The following is a 17,094-nucleotide window of genomic DNA, read 5'->3' on the forward strand; positions in this document are numbered from 1 at the left end:
CAAAGAAAAACCCGCGAAATCAGGTTTCGCGGGTTTTTTGTTTTCAGCGCAGGGATTACTGACCGGGAGGTCCGCCCGCGCCAATGGAACCGGGTGCCTTGCCAACGCCCGCAAGCAACTGGCCGAGGAACGACAGGTCCTTGCCGCCGGTCGGCGTGGTGCGGGAGATGAAGTCGAAAACCTTGCCGTCCTGCAATCCGTAATTGGAAATGCTGGCGACCTTGCTTTTCTGGTCGAAATAAACCGCAAGAATGCGACGGTCGGTCACCTTCGGCTGCATGAAGGCGACGCTGCGTTTGCGCTTCTGGGAAATGTAGTAGAAGACTTCGTTGTCGAACGTTGCCGTCGAGGAAGGGCTGCCAAGCGACAGGATGACCTGCTCGCGGCTGGACCCCACCGGAACGAACGCCAGCGCCTTCTCGTCGAGAATATAGCCTTCCGACAATGTTTCGGATGGATTGAGGTTGGCGGTATTACAGCCGGCAAGCCCTACGACAAAAAACAGAGTTCCGGCGAGAAGATATTCCCGGGAACGATCGGCCTTGAAAATCCGCTGCAACAACGACATCTCCATTTCAATAGTGGGGCCACGTCTTTCGCTGCCCGCAGAACTTCGGTAAACCACCTTGAAGTCCGATGCAACCGGCGACTCGTGTTGCGGCCCGACCCAAGTGAAAGCACATATATGATTCTCAATTTATTCAGCCGTAAGGCCAAAGCAAATGAGGCGATTACCACAGCCCTCTACGATGTGATCGTGGCGGCGGCGCGGCAGCCATACCTCTATTCTGACATTGATGTGCCGGATTCGCCGCTCGGACGCTATGAAATGGTATCTTTGCACGTTTTTCTTTTCATGCGCCGGATAAAGGGCAGGACGCCCGCCCTCAAGATGATCGGACAGGAAGTGACGGATGAATTCTTCCGCGACGTGGATCACTCGCTGCGGGAGCTTGGGATCGGCGACTCCGGTATCCCGAAGCGGATGAAGAAACTGGCGCGCATGTTCTATGGCCGGGTGGAGTCCTATGACAAGGCGCTCCAGACCAACGACCATCCGGCCCTGGCGGCCGCACTGGCCCGCAATGTCCGCCCTGACACCAGCGAATGGACAGGCGCCTCCGCGCTGGCCGGATACACCATCCAAGCGGCGTTGTTCCTGGAAAACCAGTCGGATGAAGATATAGCCCGCGGGCAGCTGGCTTTTCCGGACGCCAGCGCCGGTGCAGAAACCCTGCAGAATTAGGAAGGGGAGCAAAATGACAAGAAATATCGATGGCGCACTCAGTTTCCCGATCTCGGTCAAACGGCTTCCGCAGAAGGGACTGACCGTCAAGATCGAAGCGGACGAGCGCGAGCGCATAGCGCTGCGGGACTTTCACGAATTGCAGGATGTGACGTCGTTCAAGGCCGATCTGCAGATTGTTCCCTGGAAGAAGGATGGCATACGCGTGCGCGGCGTGGTGAAGGCCCGGATCGTCCAGTCCTGCGTTGTCACGTCGGATCCCGTCGATGCGGTCGTCAATGCGGAAGTGGATACGCTGTTCGTGCCGGAGAACTCCAAGCTGGCGCGTTTGCCGCTCGATGAGAACGGCGAGCTGATCATCAGCGCCGACGGTCCCGATATACCGGAGACATTTTCCGGCGATACGCTGGATGCCGGTGCCATAGCCGAGGAGTTTTTCGAGCTGGCCATTGATCCATACCCCCGCAAGGAGGGCGTTTCGGATGCGCCCATCGAGGTTGTCTTCGGTGATGACGAAACAGCGGAGAAGCCTGTCAGTCCGTTTGCCGGCCTCAAGGACTGGAAACAGAAGCCTTGATTGTGACGATTTCCTGAGGCTGACTATCGAAATACTGCCCTGATGGGCTATAACAACGGAAAATACCCAAAAAGGGGCAGTGTTTTTCACAATGATTCCAGTCTATGTGCCGGAGGTCCGGCAGATTCCGGTTGTACAGCGACGGAAATTGACTATTTTCGCCGAGTCTTTGAGCAATTGATAAACCCAGCAAGCATACTCACTGAACAGGACAATCGAGAGTGATCAGAATTTCCATTGATGCCATGGGCGGTGATTTCGGTCCTGAGATCGTCATTCCCGGTCTGGCAACGGCGCTGGAGCGCCATCCTGATATCCGGTTTGTGATCTTCGGTCGTGAGGAAGAGGTAAGGCCGGTTCTCGACCGCCATCCCACGCTTGCGAGCTCGACATTCCACCACTGCGACGTGTCGGTGCGTATGGACGAAAAACCCAGCCAGGCCTTGCGCAACGGCCGCTGGAAGTCATCCATGTGGCGCTCCATCGAGGCGGTGAAAACCGGCGAGGCGGATGTCTGCGTATCGGCGGGCAATACCGGCGCGCTGATGGCCATGTCGAAATTCTGCCTGCGCACCATGGCCAATGTCGAACGCCCGGCCATTGCCGGCATCTGGCCGACATTGCGCGGTGAGAGCATCGTGCTCGATATCGGAGCGACCATCGGTGCCGACGCGCAGCAGCTTGTCGACTATGCCGTCATGGGCGCCGCCATGGCCCGTTCGCTGTTCGAGATCGAACGCCCGACGATCGGCCTGCTCAATGTCGGGGTGGAAGAAATCAAGGGACAGGACGACGTCAAGGATGCTGCGCGCATTTTGCGCGAGATTCCCTTGCCAAGCCTTGAATATTACGGCTTCGTCGAAGGCGACGACATCGGCAAGGGCACCGTCGATGTGGTGGTCACCGAAGGGTTTACCGGAAACATCGCCCTGAAGACGGCGGAGGGCACGGCCAAGCAGTTCGCGCAGTATCTGCGCGATGCCATGGGCCGCACATTGATGGCCAAGATCGGCTATCTCTTCGCCAAGGGCGCATTCAATCATCTGCGGGAGAAAATGGACCCGCGCAAGATCAATGGCGGCGTGTTTCTCGGGCTCAATGGCGTTGTCATCAAGAGCCATGGCGGAACCGATGCGCTGGGCTTCGCGTCCGCCGTCGATGTCGGCTATGATATGGCGCGCAACAAGCTCCTGAGCAAAATTGCCTCGGATCTGAGCCATTTTCACAAAAGCCCGGTCGGGGTCGCTTTTCAGGGCGAGACCGAAAATGATTCAGAAGCTGAGATAGAACCACAGGCGTAGGAAAAATAAATGATCCGGTCCGTTGTTAGAGGTGTAGGGGCGGCCAAACCGGCGCGTCTGGTCAAGAACGCCGATCTGGAAGGCATTGTCGAAACCAGCGACGAGTGGATCGTGCAGCGGACGGGCATCCGTCAGCGCTATATCGCAGGCGAGGGCGAAACAACCGCTTCGCTGGGCGAGGCAGCAGCACGCGCAGCGCTCGACAATGCCGGCATGACACCGGACGACATCGACCTGATCATTCTGGCGACTTCGACGCCCGACAATACGTTCCCGGCCTCCGCCGTCGACATCCAGGCACGCCTCGGCATGACCCATGGCTTTGCCTTCGACATGCAGGCGGTCTGCTCCGGTTTCGTCTATGCCATCAGCACTGCCGACCTCTACATTCGCGGCGGCATGGCCAAGCGCGTTCTGGTCATCGGTTCGGAGACATTCTCGCGGCTTCTCGACTGGAATGACCGCACGACCTGCGTCCTGTTCGGCGATGGCGCCGGTGCCGTCGTGCTCGAGGGCAATGAGGGACGCGGCCTGACATCCGATCGCGGCATCCTCACCGCCAACCTGCGGTCCGACGGTTCGCACAAGCAGAAGTTGTATGTGGATGGTGGGCCATCCAGCACCCAGACCGTCGGTCACCTGCGCATGGAGGGCCGCGAGGTTTTCAAGCATGCGGTCGGCATGATCACCGACGTCATCGAGGCCTCGTTCTCGGAAGCCGGGATCACCGCCGAGGATGTCGACTGGTTCGTTCCGCATCAGGCCAACAAGCGCATCATCGACGCATCAGCCAAGAAATTGAACCTCGCCGAGGAAAAAGTGGTCATTACGGTTGACCAGCATGGCAATACCTCCGCGGCGTCCGTCCCCCTGGCCCTGGCGACAGCGGTTGCCGACGGGCGGATCAAGCAGGGCGATCTTGTCCTTCTTGAAGCCATGGGCGGGGGCTTTACGTGGGGTGCAGTTCTGCTACGGTGGTGATGGTCCGGTTGGGTCAGCAGTTTGTTTTATCAACTGTTTTACCTGCTTGCCCTATCGGATTTGATCCTATAACTTCCGCTTCCACCTTGATAGTTTTGCAACAAACGAGAGCTTAGAGATCGTATGGGGGGTAAGACCATTACGCGCGCTGATCTGGCCGAAGCAGTCTATCGCAAGGTAGGGCTTTCACGCACGGAGTCAGCTTCACTCGTCGAAACCATTCTCGATGAAGTATGTGATGCCATTGTTCGTGGCGAAACGGTCAAATTGTCATCGTTCGCCACGTTTCAGGTCCGGGACAAGAACGAACGCATCGGCCGCAACCCGAAAACGGGTGAAGAGGTGCCCATTTTGCCTCGCCGGGTCATGACGTTCAAGGCGTCCAATGTGCTCAAACAGCGCATTTTGCGCTCGCATCAGGCACGCAAGAAGAAATCTGCATAGCGGATTTATGCAGGGCGCTTCGGCTCCCTGGGCGAGATTGCTGTGGGGCAATCTCGCGTTGTACTTGAAAACCACTTGATAAACCGCTGAAATGGGCGTCGAATCAGATTTTCTCCTGAAAGGGTGAAAACATGGACAAGAGTCCCGACGCTTTTAGAACCATCAGTGAAGTTGCTGAAGATCTCGATCTTCCCCAGCATGTTCTGCGTTTTTGGGAAACGCGTTTTACCCATATCAAACCGATGAAGCGCGGCGGCGGACGACGATACTATCGCCCGCTCGATGTCGACCTGCTCAAGGGCATCCGCCATCTGCTGTATGATCAGGGCTATACGATCAAGGGCGTGCAGCGGCTTTTGCGGGAAAATGGCGCGCAGTTCATCATTGCGCTCGGCAGCGGCGACACCGCTGCCGCCGAAGCCATCAGCCAGCAGAAGCAGGCGGCCGTTCGCGAGGAGGAAGCGCATTCCGCCGAGCAGGAACGCGCCGACGCGGCTGAAGAAGCCGCCATCATGGGATCGCCGAAATCATCGTCCCATGGCCGGCGCCTTTTCGGCCTGATCAAGGGCGACGATGACGGTCCGGTGGCTGCCGACGGCAAGCGGCTGTCAAAGGACAACCGGACCCTGCTGCAGGAAACGCTTTTCGACCTCCTGGAATGCAAGCGCCTGCTGGATCAGGTCCGCTAGGTTCACCGCGCAATTCGCTGCAGAGTTGCAGGCTGGCAATAAGGTTGCTCGTGGTTCGACAAGCTCACCATGAGGGAGGTTGAGGATTGCAGGGAGCCATAGGCTGCAACGTATCCGATTGGCCTTGCAATCAAATGAATTCCCTCATGGTGAGCTTGTCGAACCACGCACCGCGCTCCCGCCAACAAAAAACCCAGCTTCCACGGGGAGTGAAAGCTGGGATTTGGGGTTGGCTGTGGGGTTCAGCCTAGCTGGTTGGGGGACCAGTATTGTGGAAACGCCGCCATCGGCCAAAAGTTCCAAAATATTTTGAAAAAAATTTTGCAACTGATTCAACGGGCCAGCATACCGATGACGATGCCGAGGCCTGCAATGACCATCAGCGTCGACACGGAATTCTGCGTCTGGATACCGCCGATTTTCCGTGCCTGATGGCCGACAGCATGTGCTGCCCGCCGTCCGCCGTCCTTGATGGCGTCAAAGGCCGAGGAATCATCGCCTTCGAGATCATCGAGCAGTTGCACGCCCTTGTCGGCGAGCGATTGCGTCAGCGCCGCCAGATCGCGCTTCAGATCTTCGATTTCGCGCTGCAAACGGGCGCGATCCTCATCGTTGCGGCTTGGTTCAGCACTGTCCATGGCCATCACCCTTCGTTAGCGTCTTGAAACAAGCCCGATGAGCAGGGCTGCGCCCGCCACGATGGCAAGGGTTGCTAGCGGGTTTTCCTTGGCCGCATCGGCGGCATAGCGCACCTGGTTGGTGGCAACGCGTTTCACATCGTCCAGCTTTTCGCCGCCCATATCGGCGAGATTGGCCGTGAGTTTCGACACTTCCTTGCGCAAGGCTGCGATCTGAGCCTCGACATCGTCCTGGATATCATCGGTGGTCTTGGAAAATATTGCCATTCTTCATATGCTCCTGTGCATGACAAGCCTATAACGGGCAGGGGCCGTTTCGGTTCCCCTCGGGTTTTGTTCGAATGTCAGCGCCCGGAAAAATAATAAATGCACCTGCCGGAAACTTTCCCGGTCAAGCCCTCGTTCTTGTTTGCATTCCCCAGGAAGGGGAGGCAAACGCGGAGCAATACAATGGGTAAATTGACTGCAGGTATTTTCGCCGGATTTTTGGCGGTTACAGCACTGAGCGGAGCAGCATTGGCAAAGGACAACCCGATGGTTGGCGGCGCACCGATGTATGCCAACAAGAATATCATCGAGAATGCGGTCAACTCCAAGGACCACACCACACTTGTCGCCGCGGTCAAGGCGGCCGGTCTTGTCGAAACGCTTCAGGGCAAGGGACCGTTCACGGTATTCGCGCCAACCAACGAAGCTTTCGCCAAGCTGCCAAAAGGCACTGTCGAGACGCTTTTGAAACCGGAAAACAAGGCGACGCTCACCAAGGTTCTCACCTGCCACGTGGTGGCTGCTGACGCCATGTCCATGACGATCAAGAAGATGATCAAGGACGACGGCGGCTCGCACAAGGTGAAAACGGTCGGTGGCTGCATTCTGACCGTCAGCGAAAAGGGCGGCAAAATCTCGATCAAGGATGAGAAGGGCAACGTCGCTCATGTCTCGATCGCTGATGTCAAGCAGTCGAACGGCGTCATTCATGTGATCGACAAGGTTCTCCTGCCAAAATAAGACAGCGGCAAACGCTGCTCCGGCCGACACCCCCGCATGCCCGTTATCGGCGTTCCGATAACGGGCTTTTTGTTTCTCCGGTCAAAACCTACTTGGTGTCATGCTTGAAGCGCCGGTGGCTGAATCCACCTTTAGCCAACCGCAGGATTGAAGAGAGTTTTGTCGGGTCACAGGCAATTTTAGGAATTTGTTTGCTCACCTTTTGCATCGTTTTGGGCGATGCAGGCTGTGCATGGTGCGGCGTATGAAGAATCGCTTCTCCCATAGTTCATTCGCTCCCTGACGACGTTCCGCTCCCGGCCCATGCCGAAAGCCCAATGCTGTGGTTCGTATACGGATATTCCCGGATCATACGACGGACAGTCGATCCTTGCCTGGATCATTCTATGGAGAGGTCAGTCAACTCTTGCCGTTTACACCCGGTGCGACGGTTTCGTCTGGTACGCCAGCAAGATAATCACAATGACTGCAAGCAAGAAATCAAGATCACGTATATCCGTAACCTCCTGCATTCCAGGGCGGAATATAGCGGGAAACGTGCCGGTTTCCAAATCACAACATGTCGAGCCGGCCGGCGTGCAGCGCGTGCAACGCTGCACATGTAAAAAACGGTGAGCCGCGAAGCCCACCGTTTCAAAAAATGACGTGACTGGAGATCTCATCATCGCAGTTCAGCAATGCAGTCCTTCTCCATTGCCAAACACAATTCATATGTTTGTTGGGCCAAGGCCTGAGTATCCGGGGACGGGCCCCGGATACATCTTCAAATCCTGTTAAGGATTAGAAGTTGCGCTGGAAGCGGATCATGCCGCCGAATGCATCGTCGTTGCCGCCGTTGGCAATCGATACATCCTTACGATGACCGTCGAACTTGGTGTAGCTGATTTCTGGCGTAACTGTGAAGCCAGGAACGAGCTCGTATGCCAGGTTCAAAGTACCAGCAACGGTACCTTCGGATTCGTATGCAACCTGTGCATTGACAGTTGCCTTATCCGTAACCTTGGCAGACAGACCACCCCAAACAGCCCAGTCGCCTTCCCAGCGGCCGAACCAGTTCAGGCTGCGTGCATGCGCGTAGTTATCGTCGAAGTTCGACTGATAGCCACCCATGACGAATGCCTTGACAGTGTCGGTGAACTTGACGTCCAAACGAACCTTACCGGCCCATTCTTCGATAACCGAGTCATAACCAGCAACAGCCGAGATGCCGCCCCAACCCTGCTCGTACTTCACACCGCCGACTACATGCGGCATGTAATCGTTGATGCGGTAGTCGTGCGAAACGCCGTCGTTGTCGGATTCGGATTCGCCCTGTTCAGCACCGATCATGGCCGAGAAGCCATTGCCAGCTGCGAACGTGTAGCTAACCTGGTTGGAAGTGCCGGACTGATAGTTGATCACGTCGTCGTTGATGACGCTGCCGGCATAACCGGTGAACGAACCGAACAGTTCGTCAGCAACACCGATGCGGAAACCGCCGAGTTCGATGAACGCGTTAGGAATGAGGCCACCGCTGTTGGAACCGTTCGTGTAGTTGAAACGTGTTTCAATGTACGAACGCAGTGTGCCGAGTTCTGTTTCCGAACGGGCGTCGAAACGAACTGTGGCGCGTGTGCGCTTGTAATAGGTGTCTTCGTTCAGGCCGTCGGAGCCCTTGATGCCGCTGACATGGCCGCCGGTGTATACGCTGTCGCCGCCCTTGGCGTCGTAACGGACATAGCCGCCGATCTTCAGGCAGGTCTCGGTGCCAGGAATGTAGAAGAAGCCCTTGCCGTATGCATCGCAAACGCGAACGTATTCGACAGCTTCAGGTTCGGCGACGACAACTGCGTCAGCAGCGCGCGCGCCAGTTACTGCAACCAGAGCTGCAGCGGAGCCGAGTAGCAGGCTCTTAATGTTCATTGTTGCTCTCCATGAGATTGGTAGTGACAATTCGGTATTCTGCGACTTTGGTCGTAGAGTCAAATGTCAAATTACAAATCTTTAATGCCGGGAGCGATGGGATTTTTATTGTTGCGGATTTGCAACTACAAGTTAACACAGGGTTAATATCAAGTATAATCACCATGAATACTTTAACGTACAAGCATATCATGCTATTGTAACAAAATTGTGATAGGGTTTGTGAATATTATCAGGTTTTCGCTTGGTATTTCCGTCAGCTGCGTGGCGCCGGCGGTCGGGTGGATCTGCTGTTTCCCGTGCCTGACCGCCCGGCATGAAGTCTGGAGGCGGCCACGTCCGTTCGTGGCAGCGGGTGAGACGTCAATCAGCCCGCCCGACCCTATCCTTAAGTTGATAGCAGTCGCGCCTTGCCCTTGCGGGCAGCTTGGTTGTGGCTGATTCTGAGCGCAATTGATACGACATTCAACAATGGCTGCAGCCAGCCGCAAGACACGGATGGGTGACATGCCACGTCCGGAATGCGGATTATCTGTGCGATGTCAGAAGTTTAATTCTCGCCTTTCGTCGTATACGCCTGACGAGCGCCTGCACATCGGCTGTGCAATCCTGAAAATTCATCTGAGCAGCGCGACTCTGCTCCTCCGCCTGAACGATGATTTTTTCCTTGCAGCTCTGTCGTCCCAGAAACTTAATTCTTGTTCGCATGTTCCACACCCCTCATGTCTTATGACTTTTTTTGAGAGACCTCTTATATGCAATGATTCCGGGTGGTTTGGAATATATCCGGTGTTCAAATGCCGGGCTGGCCATACACGAAACAGTGAATAAACCTCGGCGTGAGACTGTCGTATCGGTTGGCGCTACGGACGGAGGAGGGTGGAGACTTGGCGTTTACAAAAGATGAGATAACTGCCCACGCCCTGGTGATCGTCGATGTGCAAAATGCCTTCATCACGGGAGCCGAAGCCGTCCCGGATAGCGTCCAGCTTCAGAGTGCGGTGAAAAGGCTTCTCGAGAATGCACGCGCGGCCAAGGTGCCTGTTGTCTTCCTGCAGAATGACGGTCCTGCCGGCGCGGTTGACGCGCCGAATACCGATGGCTGGCAATTGTTCTTTCCGCCTGAGGCGCGCGAAGCGGTGATCCGCAAGTCCAGGGATAACGGCTTCGATGGCACCGGGCTCGAGAATGTGCTCCGGGCGCATGGTGTCCGCTCGATGGCGATCTGCGGCATGCTGTCGGAAATGTGTCTGGCGGCGACGGCGCGAGCCGCGCTGGAAAAGGGATTCGCGGTGATCCTTTCCCATGATGGCCACGCAACCTACGATGTGCCGGCTGGTCCGGGCAATTCAGAGGCTGTTCCCGCACGGTTGGCGGCGCGGGCGGCAGAATGGTCGCTGGGCGACGACATTATCCTTTTGGGCGCTGCGGGCGATATCCGCTTCCAGACGGCCCGCCGCAGGTAAAATGCTTCCGGGGCTTGCCGTTGGCAAATGGCGGGGCGAATCCCCTTAGCGCAGAAGGCGCAGGAAGATTGTGCTTGCGGCAACCCCGAAGGCTCCGCCCGCCGCCTTCACTACGGCATCGAGCAGCCGGGCATGCCGGGTGGGGGCAAGCATCTGCGCCAGCTCGAAACCGAAAGCCGCGCCAACCACCAAGACCAGGATGAGCAGCCACCGCCGCGGATAGGCCGCCACAAAGACGAAGCCAAGCACGGCAAAAGCTGCAAAGCGCTCGACATTGACCGGCAAGCCGCTCTCCGGCCGCAGGCTGATGGGGTCGACAGTGATGAAAAGTATGGCTGCGAACAGCAGCCAGGCGGCGATTTGAATGAGCTTCATGCATACCTCATAGCGCATTCAACGCCTGGTTCCAATCCGTCACAATCTGCAATTTAGGGTAAAGCCGGATGTCGGCGTGCGGGCGGCGCAAACTTCACGTTGCGCATTGCCCGTATCCTTCGGGTGAGGCCCGGCAAGGGGCATCGGGGGGTGATGGGATGCCGAGCCTCCGTTGCCCGAAGGTGACAACGTGCGGGTGATAACACGAGAACCTGAGCAGGAGATTATCCGAACCTGAGGCGAAACTGAGATGCAATCCGGCCTCGGGACAGCATGTCTGCCGGGGCGCGGATGCGCCTGTGGCGAGGCCCAGTGCAGCGCCGGGCGAAGGCAGGCACGCACTGGACCCCATGCTTGGGTTGCTCAAGCGAAGCTCACTTGCCAAAGGCGTTTGTCACAATCAAGCCGTCATGTTTCCCGCGTCGTCCCGTGCCGTTCATTCAGCTGCGGTAATGGACCCGGTACCTGTCTTCGATCGGCTGACCGACCGTTGCCTTGACCCCCAGGACGAAATGGATCGAGATGATCTTGTCGGCCTCTACACCCGCTTCAGACAGTGCGGCATTCAGTGCCTTGATCGTGGCCGCGACTTCCATCTCCTTGACCGGTATCTGCTCGTTCGTCGTCATTATTCGTTCCTTTTCACAACGGGAAATGCCTTGGCCCTACCGGGCCTGGCTCGTTTGCCCCGGGCGCCGCTCACGCGCCCTGTCAGGCATGTCCGATATACCGCGCTGATATACATTGGCATAATATAAGAATTGTCATATCCTAATAGGCATAGACTATGAGTAGGTCATGCCTGCCGTGCGATGGGCCAGCCGCATGAAAGTGGCTCGACCATCGGTTTGTATTGAAAGGAGTATGATCGTCATGACATTGTCCGGCCTGTCGCTTCGCGATCTGGAATATGCCATTGCGGTTGCGGATGTGGGCAGTTTTGGCAAGGCCGCCGAACAGTGCCGGGTTGCGCAGCCCTCACTTTCCGTACAGGTGAGCAAGCTCGAAACCCGGTTGAAGACGGTGATTTTCGAACGCACGACGCGGCGGGTCATCGTCACGCCGCAGGGCCAGGAGCTCCTTGACCAGATGCGCCGTGTGGTGCTGGAGGCGCGCCGGCTGCTGGATCTGTCCGTCCGCTCCGCGGAGGCCTTCGGCGGCACGTTGCGCCTGTCGGCAATCGCCACGCTCGGCCCCTATTATTTCCCGCGCATTCTCCAGAGCTTGCGCGCGCACTACCCGGCGCTTGCCTTCGTGCTGGGTGAAGGGCGCACCGACGACCTCGTCACGGCTCTGCTGCGCGGTGATCTCGATGCCGTGCTCATGTCGACACCGTCCGGAGAGCCGGGCTTGAGCGAAATCCCGCTGTTTCACGAACCGTTCGTGATGGCCTGTCCCGAGGGACATGCGGCAACGCTGGCTGGCGGTGCCGGATGGAGAGATCTGTCCGCCCATGAGCGATTGCTGCTGGAGGAGGGGCATTGCCTGCGGGATCAGGCGATTGCCGCCTGCGCGGAGATCGACACCACCAACCGGCATGCGACCAGCCTGGAGACCCTGAAATATATGGTGGCTGCAGGCGAGGGATGTACCCTGCTGCCCGTCCTTGCGGTAAGTGACGTTCATGGGCTGCACTACCTGCCGCTGCAGGGCAGCGGATATGCGCGCACCATTGTCCTGGCCTGGCGGCGCAGCGATCCCCGCACAGAGGACTTTGAACAGCTCGGCGCCAATCTGCGCCGGTTTCAACATCCCGCAATCCGCACATTTGCCTGAGCGAGGACAAGCGTCATAGGCAATGTACAGTTTTATACAGGTTTATACTTTTGTGTCATGTTGCCATTGGGATTGCGGCTTATGACCAAGGGGAATGAGAGGATATGGGACAGGGGGAGTTCATTTCGTGAACGCACGTCTTTCGTGGATAGCTTGTGTTTTCTTCAACCTAAGCTTCATGGTTGTGGGGTCAGCCGCAGCGCAGGAGGCGGCTCCGGCTTTGTCAGGCGACCTTGCCGAGCTGTGCGCACCCGATCCGCAGCATCCCCCAAGCCTATGGAAGATCAGCAAGAAATTGGATCAGGGGGCATGGCGGTCGCGCCTGTCCTGTGATTCCGGCGCTGCCCCTTCGTCCGGGCCGGTGCTGCGCCTCTCCGTGCATCCGGGCGACGCCGTTGAAAAAGAGTCCGACGAAAAATCGACGGAACGCGTGGAAATCCAGATGCGGAAGGAGGTCGTCAAGTTCGATGCGCCAACCTGGTACCGCTTCCGGTTCCGTCTTGAACGACCCTGGCAGGGCATCGGCAACCGGACAGTCATTCATCAGGTAAAGCAGAACATCCAGGCGCGTGACGAGAAGCCGCAAGGGGCGTGTCCCGCCGCCAATCCCCTGTTCAAGGTCGAGGCCCGCCCGTCGGCCACGGGGGCGGATTTCCTGGTCAAGGTGCGCGGAACCAGCGACTGCAAGCTCGGAGAATCCAGAATAATATGCGGTCCATGGCACCTGGACCTGGACCACTGGAATGATGTGAAGGTCATGATCAAGCCCAGCCTGAAGGAGGGGGCAAGTCAGGTGCAGGTCTGGCTCAACGGGCGCGGTTGCGATCCGTATACAGGGCTTCTCGGTTATCCCGATCATGGTGTCCGCGATGATTCCGGCCGCCCGTTTATCGACGTCCAGCCGCGCTTTGGCATTTATCGCGATGCCCTGCCGGACAATGTGCAATCGATCGATTTCACGGGCATCCGGTTTTGGTCCGCAAATCCGGCAGGCGATCCCTCATGGTCGGAAAATCCGTTGCCGATGCGATGATGCCCGGTCATCAACGCCGCTGTTCACATCTTAAGGCATTTCTAACTATCCGGTTCGGAACTGTCACGGGATTCTCTAATTCTTGACGACTCTCCGCTAGGCATCTCGCCGACAACGGAGCAGGTGCCTATGCGCGAGGATATTTCAGGATTCAGTGTACCGAGATGGCGGCTGACACGCTGGTTGGCCGATGCTGGATCCAATGTGCCGGGCTATATTCGATCGGAATTGATTGCGAGCCTGTTCGGAACATTGCCGATTTTTGCCGGCGGCGTCATCAATACAATCCTGGTATCGGCATTCATTGCCTACCGGATACCGCGACCGGAATTCATCATCTGGCTGGGATGTGAATTGCTGATCTGCAGCGCGAGGCTCGTGGTGCTGCTCATCAGCCACAGGAATGCCAAAGCGGGCAAAGCCACGCCTACCGACATTTACATTCTGCTGGCTCTGGCCTGGTCAGGCGCCGTCGGTTACGGCTGTTTCATCAGCATGATGAGCGGGGATTGGGTGGTGGCAACGCTCGCCTGCCTGTCCGCAGGCGCCATGGTGGGGGGCATCTGCTTTCGCAATTTTGGCGCGCCGCGTCTTGCCTCGGTCATGATCATCTTGAGCCTTGGGCCTGCCTGCCTCGGCGGTGCGCTGTCGGGCGAACCGATCTTATACGTCACGCTTTTGCAAATTCCGCTCTATCTCATCAGCATGGCCATGGCCTCGCACAAGCTCAACGCTATGCTGATTGCGACAAAGCTCGCTGAACGCGAAAATGAGCGCCGGGCAAATGAAGATGCGCTGACGGGCCTGCTGAACCGCACGGGCCTGCTGGCACACATCAATGATCGTTTGTCGGCGCTGCAGCAGGATCAGACAGGCTTTGCCGTGCTTTACCTCGATCTGGATGGCTTCAAACTCGTCAACGATCAATACGGCCACGCAAGCGGCGATGAGGTGCTGTATGAAGTGTCGAGGCGGATTTTAGCCAATCTCGGGCCCGAAGACGCAGCGGCCCGTATTGGCGGCGATGAGTTTGTGGTTGTGAAAGCCAGCGAGGACGATCAGGACCTTACGGCGTTTGCGGCGTCAATCTCTGAAAACATAGGCGAGCGCATCCGCTTGAACGTCGGCAGCAGCGTGGAAGTGGGGTCCAGCATGGGAATTGCCCTTGCTCCGCGGCACGGTAGTGCAGCCGGCGTTCTATTGGATAAGGCCGACAAAGCTTTGTACCAGGCAAAGGCTGCGGGAAAGAACAGGCACGCGATCGCACTTTAGATCCAGCCGAATACGAAATATCCCCTGTCCATTTGAGACGGGCGAGGACCTTGGCTCGCCCTGTCTTTCCATGGCCGTCCCTCAGGCCTCGGGTTCGTGGCAAACCATTTCGATGTTGTGCCCGTCCGGATCAATGACGAAGGCCGCATAGTAGTTCGCGTGGTAGCGCGGGCGCAGACCCGGCGCGCCATTGTCTTTACCGCCCGCGGCCAGAGCCGCCCGATGGAAAGCCTCGACCTGCTGGCGATTCTCGGCCGTGAACGCCAGATGAAGATGCGCCGGCTTCTCCTCGGTCTGGTACAGGCACAGGGAGGCCTTGCCCTTTGGGCTGAGCTCGGCACCCTGCGCCGGCGTCGTCCCCTCTGCGATGACAGCGATACCGAGCGGTTCGAGTGCCTTGAGGTAGAACGCCTTGCTGGCTGCATAGTCGCTTACGCCGAATTTCACATGGTCAAACATGGTTTCTCCTGAAGTGTGTGGGCCTGGACGCGTCCGCCGAACCCGGAGCGGAACAGAGCGTCATGCGCCTCCTGGTCGGGGTCGTAGCAGCAGTCCTCGATCAGGCGCACATCGTAGTCCGCATCGCTGGCCCAGGTGACGCTGGAAAGAACGACGCCGGTGGTGCTTATTCCGGCCATGACAAGGGTGTTTACACCGCGCGTCCGAAGATCGGCGTCGAGCGACGTACCGTGAAAAACGCTGGCTCGCGGACATGCATAGAAAAGGTCACCCGGTTCGATCGCAAGCCCCGCAACGGGGCGGCCGGTGCGAAAATGTCCGGACGATGTATAAGGCGAAATCTGGCGGTTGCTTGCCGGTGGTGCGTGTTCATAGGCTTCACCCAGTGAAAAGTTGGGGAACAGCACCGGCCGGCCGGTGGCGCGCCAGCGCCTGATCAGAGTGTTGCAGCGATCCAGCAAGGGCGACGGCTGCTCCCCGAACAGGATTGCAAACACGTCGGCTTGATAGTGCATAATGACGAGGGCCGCTCTCTCGATATAGCGGCCCTGGAAATCGATCAACATTACGGTCCTCCAAAATGAAATCCGAATTCCGCATTCGAATCATCCCGTTTAGCCCGGCGAGTATGAGGTAAGGGTGGGGAAGGTAAAGAAATCCGTGGGACGTTCAGTGCCGAAAACGCCCACGCCGTGCATTTGTGTGCAGTTTGTTCTTTTTCTTCCAAATCGGCTATTGCCAAAAAAACCCCAGTATTCTAGGGGTTCGGCACCGGCGGAGCGTAGCGCAGCCCGGTAGCGCACTTGACTGGGGGAAATGATGCCTCAGCCTATTTTCTGGTTTTCTTTCAATTCGTTAGCCTGATCAACCTTCGCCTGTGCGGCGTTTTGGGTGTGATTCATCGCATTGAGCAGATCACTTTGGGTCACGTGCGCATATTTCAGCGTCGTATTCATGTCAGAGTGACCAAGTAGATCCTTTACCAACCTCAGATTACCAGTTGCTCGCAGCAGGCGCGTGGCACAGGTATGCCGCAGATCGTGGAAGCTGAAATCCTCAATTTTGGCATTGATGACGGTTCGCTCAAACGTTGACTTGAGGCCTTCGCGCGAGATTGGCAGCAGATCGCCGCGAGGCGCATTGTCCGCGCGCTTGCTGGCATAGGTAAATACCTTGTCCTTTGCCATGGGAAGGGCGCGCAGCAGCGCATACACGGCATCGGAGACGGGAATAGTTCTTGTCTTTTCGCCCTTGCCGGTTACGCGCATCTGACGATTGGTCCAGTCAATCTGTCGCCACGTCAGGTCAAGACATTCCTGCATGCGGCATCCAGTTAACAGAGAGAATCTGACGATAGGGTGATAGTCGGCTCTCAGTTTGGCGAATAATCGCGTTTCCTCTTCGGGCATGAGTTCCCGAACTCGCTCCTGAGGTTCTTTCAGAAGCAATTTAGACCATTTGATCTTATTGACTTCCTGCCCCCAGGTATCGGCTGCACGGGCCAAAAGAGCCCGCATGGGCTGTGTTACGGATCGATTGACCGTTGACGGCTGTACATCCTTTTCAGCGCGGCGCTTGCTGATCAGTTTTGCAATATCTGCATCAGTGATGGATGAAATGAGTGTGTTCTTGCCAACTTGCCTGTCTAGCCATGCGAACACCGTAATTGTCGTATCGCTATTCACATGGAATTGGCCGACTTCATCCCAATATCGGCCAGTCGCTTGACCCATGGTCATAGGCTGGCCTGACTGGATTGTCAGGCTTTTGATGCGCCGCTTTTCCGATTCCTCGAATTGCTCAGCTTCTCGCTTCGTCGTTTTGCCAGTATTTCCTGTATATCGGTTACCTTTGACACGGAAATCGTAGCTGTAGAACGGTGCGTTACGGCGCTTGAAGATCGGCATTGCGTTTGCTTCCTTTGGGC

At 57.2% G+C, this 17,094-nt stretch carries 21 protein-coding genes; 11 read left to right on the forward strand and 10 right to left on the reverse strand.

Annotation, left to right across the window (positions count from 1 at the left end; translation table 11 throughout):
- Nucleotides 1–55: 55 nt before the first annotated feature.
- Nucleotides 56–562, reverse strand: a complete 507-nt coding sequence (locus AC1Q5O_RS03385) for an outer membrane protein assembly factor BamE (RefSeq protein WP_346306623.1) — start codon at nucleotides 560–562, stop codon at nucleotides 56–58.
- Nucleotides 563–685: 123 nt separating this feature from the next.
- On the opposite strand from AC1Q5O_RS03385, the gene AC1Q5O_RS03390 reads away from it, so the two are divergent.
- The 6 genes from AC1Q5O_RS03390 to AC1Q5O_RS03415 all read left to right on the forward strand — a co-directional run bounded on the left by AC1Q5O_RS03390 (nucleotide 686) and on the right by AC1Q5O_RS03415 (nucleotide 5,238).
- A complete protein-coding gene (locus AC1Q5O_RS03390) occupies nucleotides 686–1,246 on the forward strand; it encodes a ubiquinol-cytochrome C chaperone family protein (RefSeq protein ID WP_288193387.1) in 561 nt (186 codons plus the stop codon).
- 13 nt (nucleotides 1,247–1,259) lie between these two features.
- Nucleotides 1,260–1,823, forward strand: coding sequence for a YceD family protein (locus AC1Q5O_RS03395; protein ID WP_346306620.1), 564 nt, complete (start codon nucleotides 1,260–1,262; stop codon nucleotides 1,821–1,823).
- 221 nt (nucleotides 1,824–2,044) lie between these two features.
- Nucleotides 2,045–3,124, forward strand: coding sequence for a phosphate acyltransferase PlsX (plsX, locus tag AC1Q5O_RS03400; RefSeq protein ID WP_464659943.1), 1,080 nt, complete (start codon nucleotides 2,045–2,047; stop codon nucleotides 3,122–3,124).
- A gap of 9 nt (nucleotides 3,125–3,133) precedes the next feature.
- Nucleotides 3,134–4,105: a beta-ketoacyl-ACP synthase III gene (locus tag AC1Q5O_RS03405; protein WP_105735591.1), complete on the forward strand. Its 972-nt coding sequence runs from the start codon at nucleotides 3,134–3,136 to the stop codon at nucleotides 4,103–4,105.
- Between the two features lie 123 nt (nucleotides 4,106–4,228).
- Nucleotides 4,229–4,549 carry an integration host factor subunit alpha gene (locus tag AC1Q5O_RS03410; protein ID WP_091883889.1) on the forward strand — a complete coding sequence of 107 codons (321 nt, stop codon included), beginning with the start codon at nucleotides 4,229–4,231 and terminating at the stop codon, nucleotides 4,547–4,549.
- A 131-nt stretch (nucleotides 4,550–4,680) separates the two neighbouring features.
- Nucleotides 4,681–5,238: a MerR family transcriptional regulator gene (locus AC1Q5O_RS03415; protein ID WP_403172928.1), complete on the forward strand. Its 558-nt coding sequence runs from the start codon at nucleotides 4,681–4,683 to the stop codon at nucleotides 5,236–5,238.
- A gap of 332 nt (nucleotides 5,239–5,570) precedes the next feature.
- On the opposite strand, the gene AC1Q5O_RS03420 is transcribed toward AC1Q5O_RS03415, so the two are convergent.
- Complete coding sequence (locus AC1Q5O_RS03420; RefSeq protein WP_288193316.1) at nucleotides 5,571–5,876, reverse strand: hypothetical protein; 306 nt, start codon at nucleotides 5,874–5,876, stop codon at nucleotides 5,571–5,573.
- Between the two features lie 15 nt (nucleotides 5,877–5,891).
- On the reverse strand, nucleotides 5,892–6,143 hold the full coding sequence (locus tag AC1Q5O_RS03425; protein WP_223615727.1) for a DUF883 C-terminal domain-containing protein: 252 nt from the start codon (nucleotides 6,141–6,143) through the stop codon (nucleotides 5,892–5,894).
- A gap of 183 nt (nucleotides 6,144–6,326) precedes the next feature.
- On the opposite strand from AC1Q5O_RS03425, the gene AC1Q5O_RS03430 reads away from it, so the two are divergent.
- Nucleotides 6,327–6,884, forward strand: coding sequence for a fasciclin domain-containing protein (locus tag AC1Q5O_RS03430; protein WP_223615728.1), 558 nt, complete (start codon nucleotides 6,327–6,329; stop codon nucleotides 6,882–6,884).
- Nucleotides 6,885–6,972: 88 nt separating this feature from the next.
- Here AC1Q5O_RS03430 and AC1Q5O_RS03435 read toward each other — a convergent pair whose 3' ends face one another.
- Both AC1Q5O_RS03435 and AC1Q5O_RS03440 read right to left on the reverse strand, forming a co-directional pair.
- The gene (locus tag AC1Q5O_RS03435) at nucleotides 6,973–7,149 is read right to left on the reverse strand and encodes a hypothetical protein (protein ID WP_158531326.1); all 177 of its coding nucleotides are present in this window, start codon (nucleotides 7,147–7,149) and stop codon (nucleotides 6,973–6,975) included.
- Nucleotides 7,150–7,664: 515 nt separating this feature from the next.
- Nucleotides 7,665–8,786 carry a porin gene (locus AC1Q5O_RS03440; protein WP_492561900.1) on the reverse strand — a complete coding sequence of 374 codons (1,122 nt, stop codon included), beginning with the start codon at nucleotides 8,784–8,786 and terminating at the stop codon, nucleotides 7,665–7,667.
- Between the two features lie 887 nt (nucleotides 8,787–9,673).
- Here AC1Q5O_RS03440 and AC1Q5O_RS03445 point away from each other — a divergent pair.
- Nucleotides 9,674–10,252, forward strand: coding sequence for an isochorismatase family protein (locus AC1Q5O_RS03445; RefSeq protein WP_492561901.1), 579 nt, complete (start codon nucleotides 9,674–9,676; stop codon nucleotides 10,250–10,252).
- Between the two features lie 45 nt (nucleotides 10,253–10,297).
- On the opposite strand, the gene AC1Q5O_RS03450 is transcribed toward AC1Q5O_RS03445, so the two are convergent.
- Both AC1Q5O_RS03450 and AC1Q5O_RS03455 read right to left on the reverse strand, forming a co-directional pair.
- Nucleotides 10,298–10,627, reverse strand: a complete 330-nt coding sequence (locus tag AC1Q5O_RS03450) for a VanZ family protein (protein WP_492561902.1) — start codon at nucleotides 10,625–10,627, stop codon at nucleotides 10,298–10,300.
- Nucleotides 10,628–11,067: 440 nt separating this feature from the next.
- Nucleotides 11,068–11,256, reverse strand: a complete 189-nt coding sequence (locus AC1Q5O_RS03455; RefSeq protein WP_492561903.1) for a hypothetical protein — start codon at nucleotides 11,254–11,256, stop codon at nucleotides 11,068–11,070.
- 244 nt (nucleotides 11,257–11,500) lie between these two features.
- Here AC1Q5O_RS03455 and AC1Q5O_RS03460 point away from each other — a divergent pair, with 244 nt between their 5' ends.
- The 3 genes from AC1Q5O_RS03460 to AC1Q5O_RS03470 all read left to right on the forward strand — a co-directional run bounded on the left by AC1Q5O_RS03460 (nucleotide 11,501) and on the right by AC1Q5O_RS03470 (nucleotide 14,708).
- Nucleotides 11,501–12,403: a LysR substrate-binding domain-containing protein gene (locus AC1Q5O_RS03460; RefSeq protein WP_492561904.1), complete on the forward strand. Its 903-nt coding sequence runs from the start codon at nucleotides 11,501–11,503 to the stop codon at nucleotides 12,401–12,403.
- A gap of 127 nt (nucleotides 12,404–12,530) precedes the next feature.
- Complete coding sequence (locus AC1Q5O_RS03465; protein ID WP_492561905.1) at nucleotides 12,531–13,436, forward strand: heparin lyase I family protein; 906 nt, start codon at nucleotides 12,531–12,533, stop codon at nucleotides 13,434–13,436.
- Between the two features lie 378 nt (nucleotides 13,437–13,814).
- Nucleotides 13,815–14,708 carry a diguanylate cyclase gene (locus AC1Q5O_RS03470; RefSeq protein ID WP_492561906.1) on the forward strand — a complete coding sequence of 298 codons (894 nt, stop codon included), beginning with the start codon at nucleotides 13,815–13,817 and terminating at the stop codon, nucleotides 14,706–14,708.
- A gap of 81 nt (nucleotides 14,709–14,789) precedes the next feature.
- Here AC1Q5O_RS03470 and AC1Q5O_RS03475 read toward each other — a convergent pair whose 3' ends face one another.
- The 3 genes from AC1Q5O_RS03475 to AC1Q5O_RS03485 all read right to left on the reverse strand — a co-directional run bounded on the left by AC1Q5O_RS03475 (nucleotide 14,790) and on the right by AC1Q5O_RS03485 (nucleotide 17,074).
- Nucleotides 14,790–15,167 (reverse strand): VOC family protein, encoded by a 378-nt coding sequence (locus AC1Q5O_RS03475; RefSeq protein WP_492561907.1) that lies wholly within the window; start codon nucleotides 15,165–15,167, stop codon nucleotides 14,790–14,792.
- A complete protein-coding gene (locus AC1Q5O_RS03480) occupies nucleotides 15,152–15,733 on the reverse strand; it encodes a cysteine hydrolase family protein (RefSeq protein ID WP_492561908.1) in 582 nt (193 codons plus the stop codon). Before AC1Q5O_RS03480 ends, AC1Q5O_RS03475 begins: the two co-directional genes overlap by 16 nt.
- 258 nt (nucleotides 15,734–15,991) lie before the next feature.
- Nucleotides 15,992–17,074, reverse strand: a complete 1,083-nt coding sequence (locus AC1Q5O_RS03485; RefSeq protein WP_071477330.1) for a tyrosine-type recombinase/integrase — start codon at nucleotides 17,072–17,074, stop codon at nucleotides 15,992–15,994.
- Nucleotides 17,075–17,094 lie beyond the last annotated feature (20 nt).

It is taken from the genome of Phyllobacterium sp. MT110 (genome assembly GCF_058792715.1).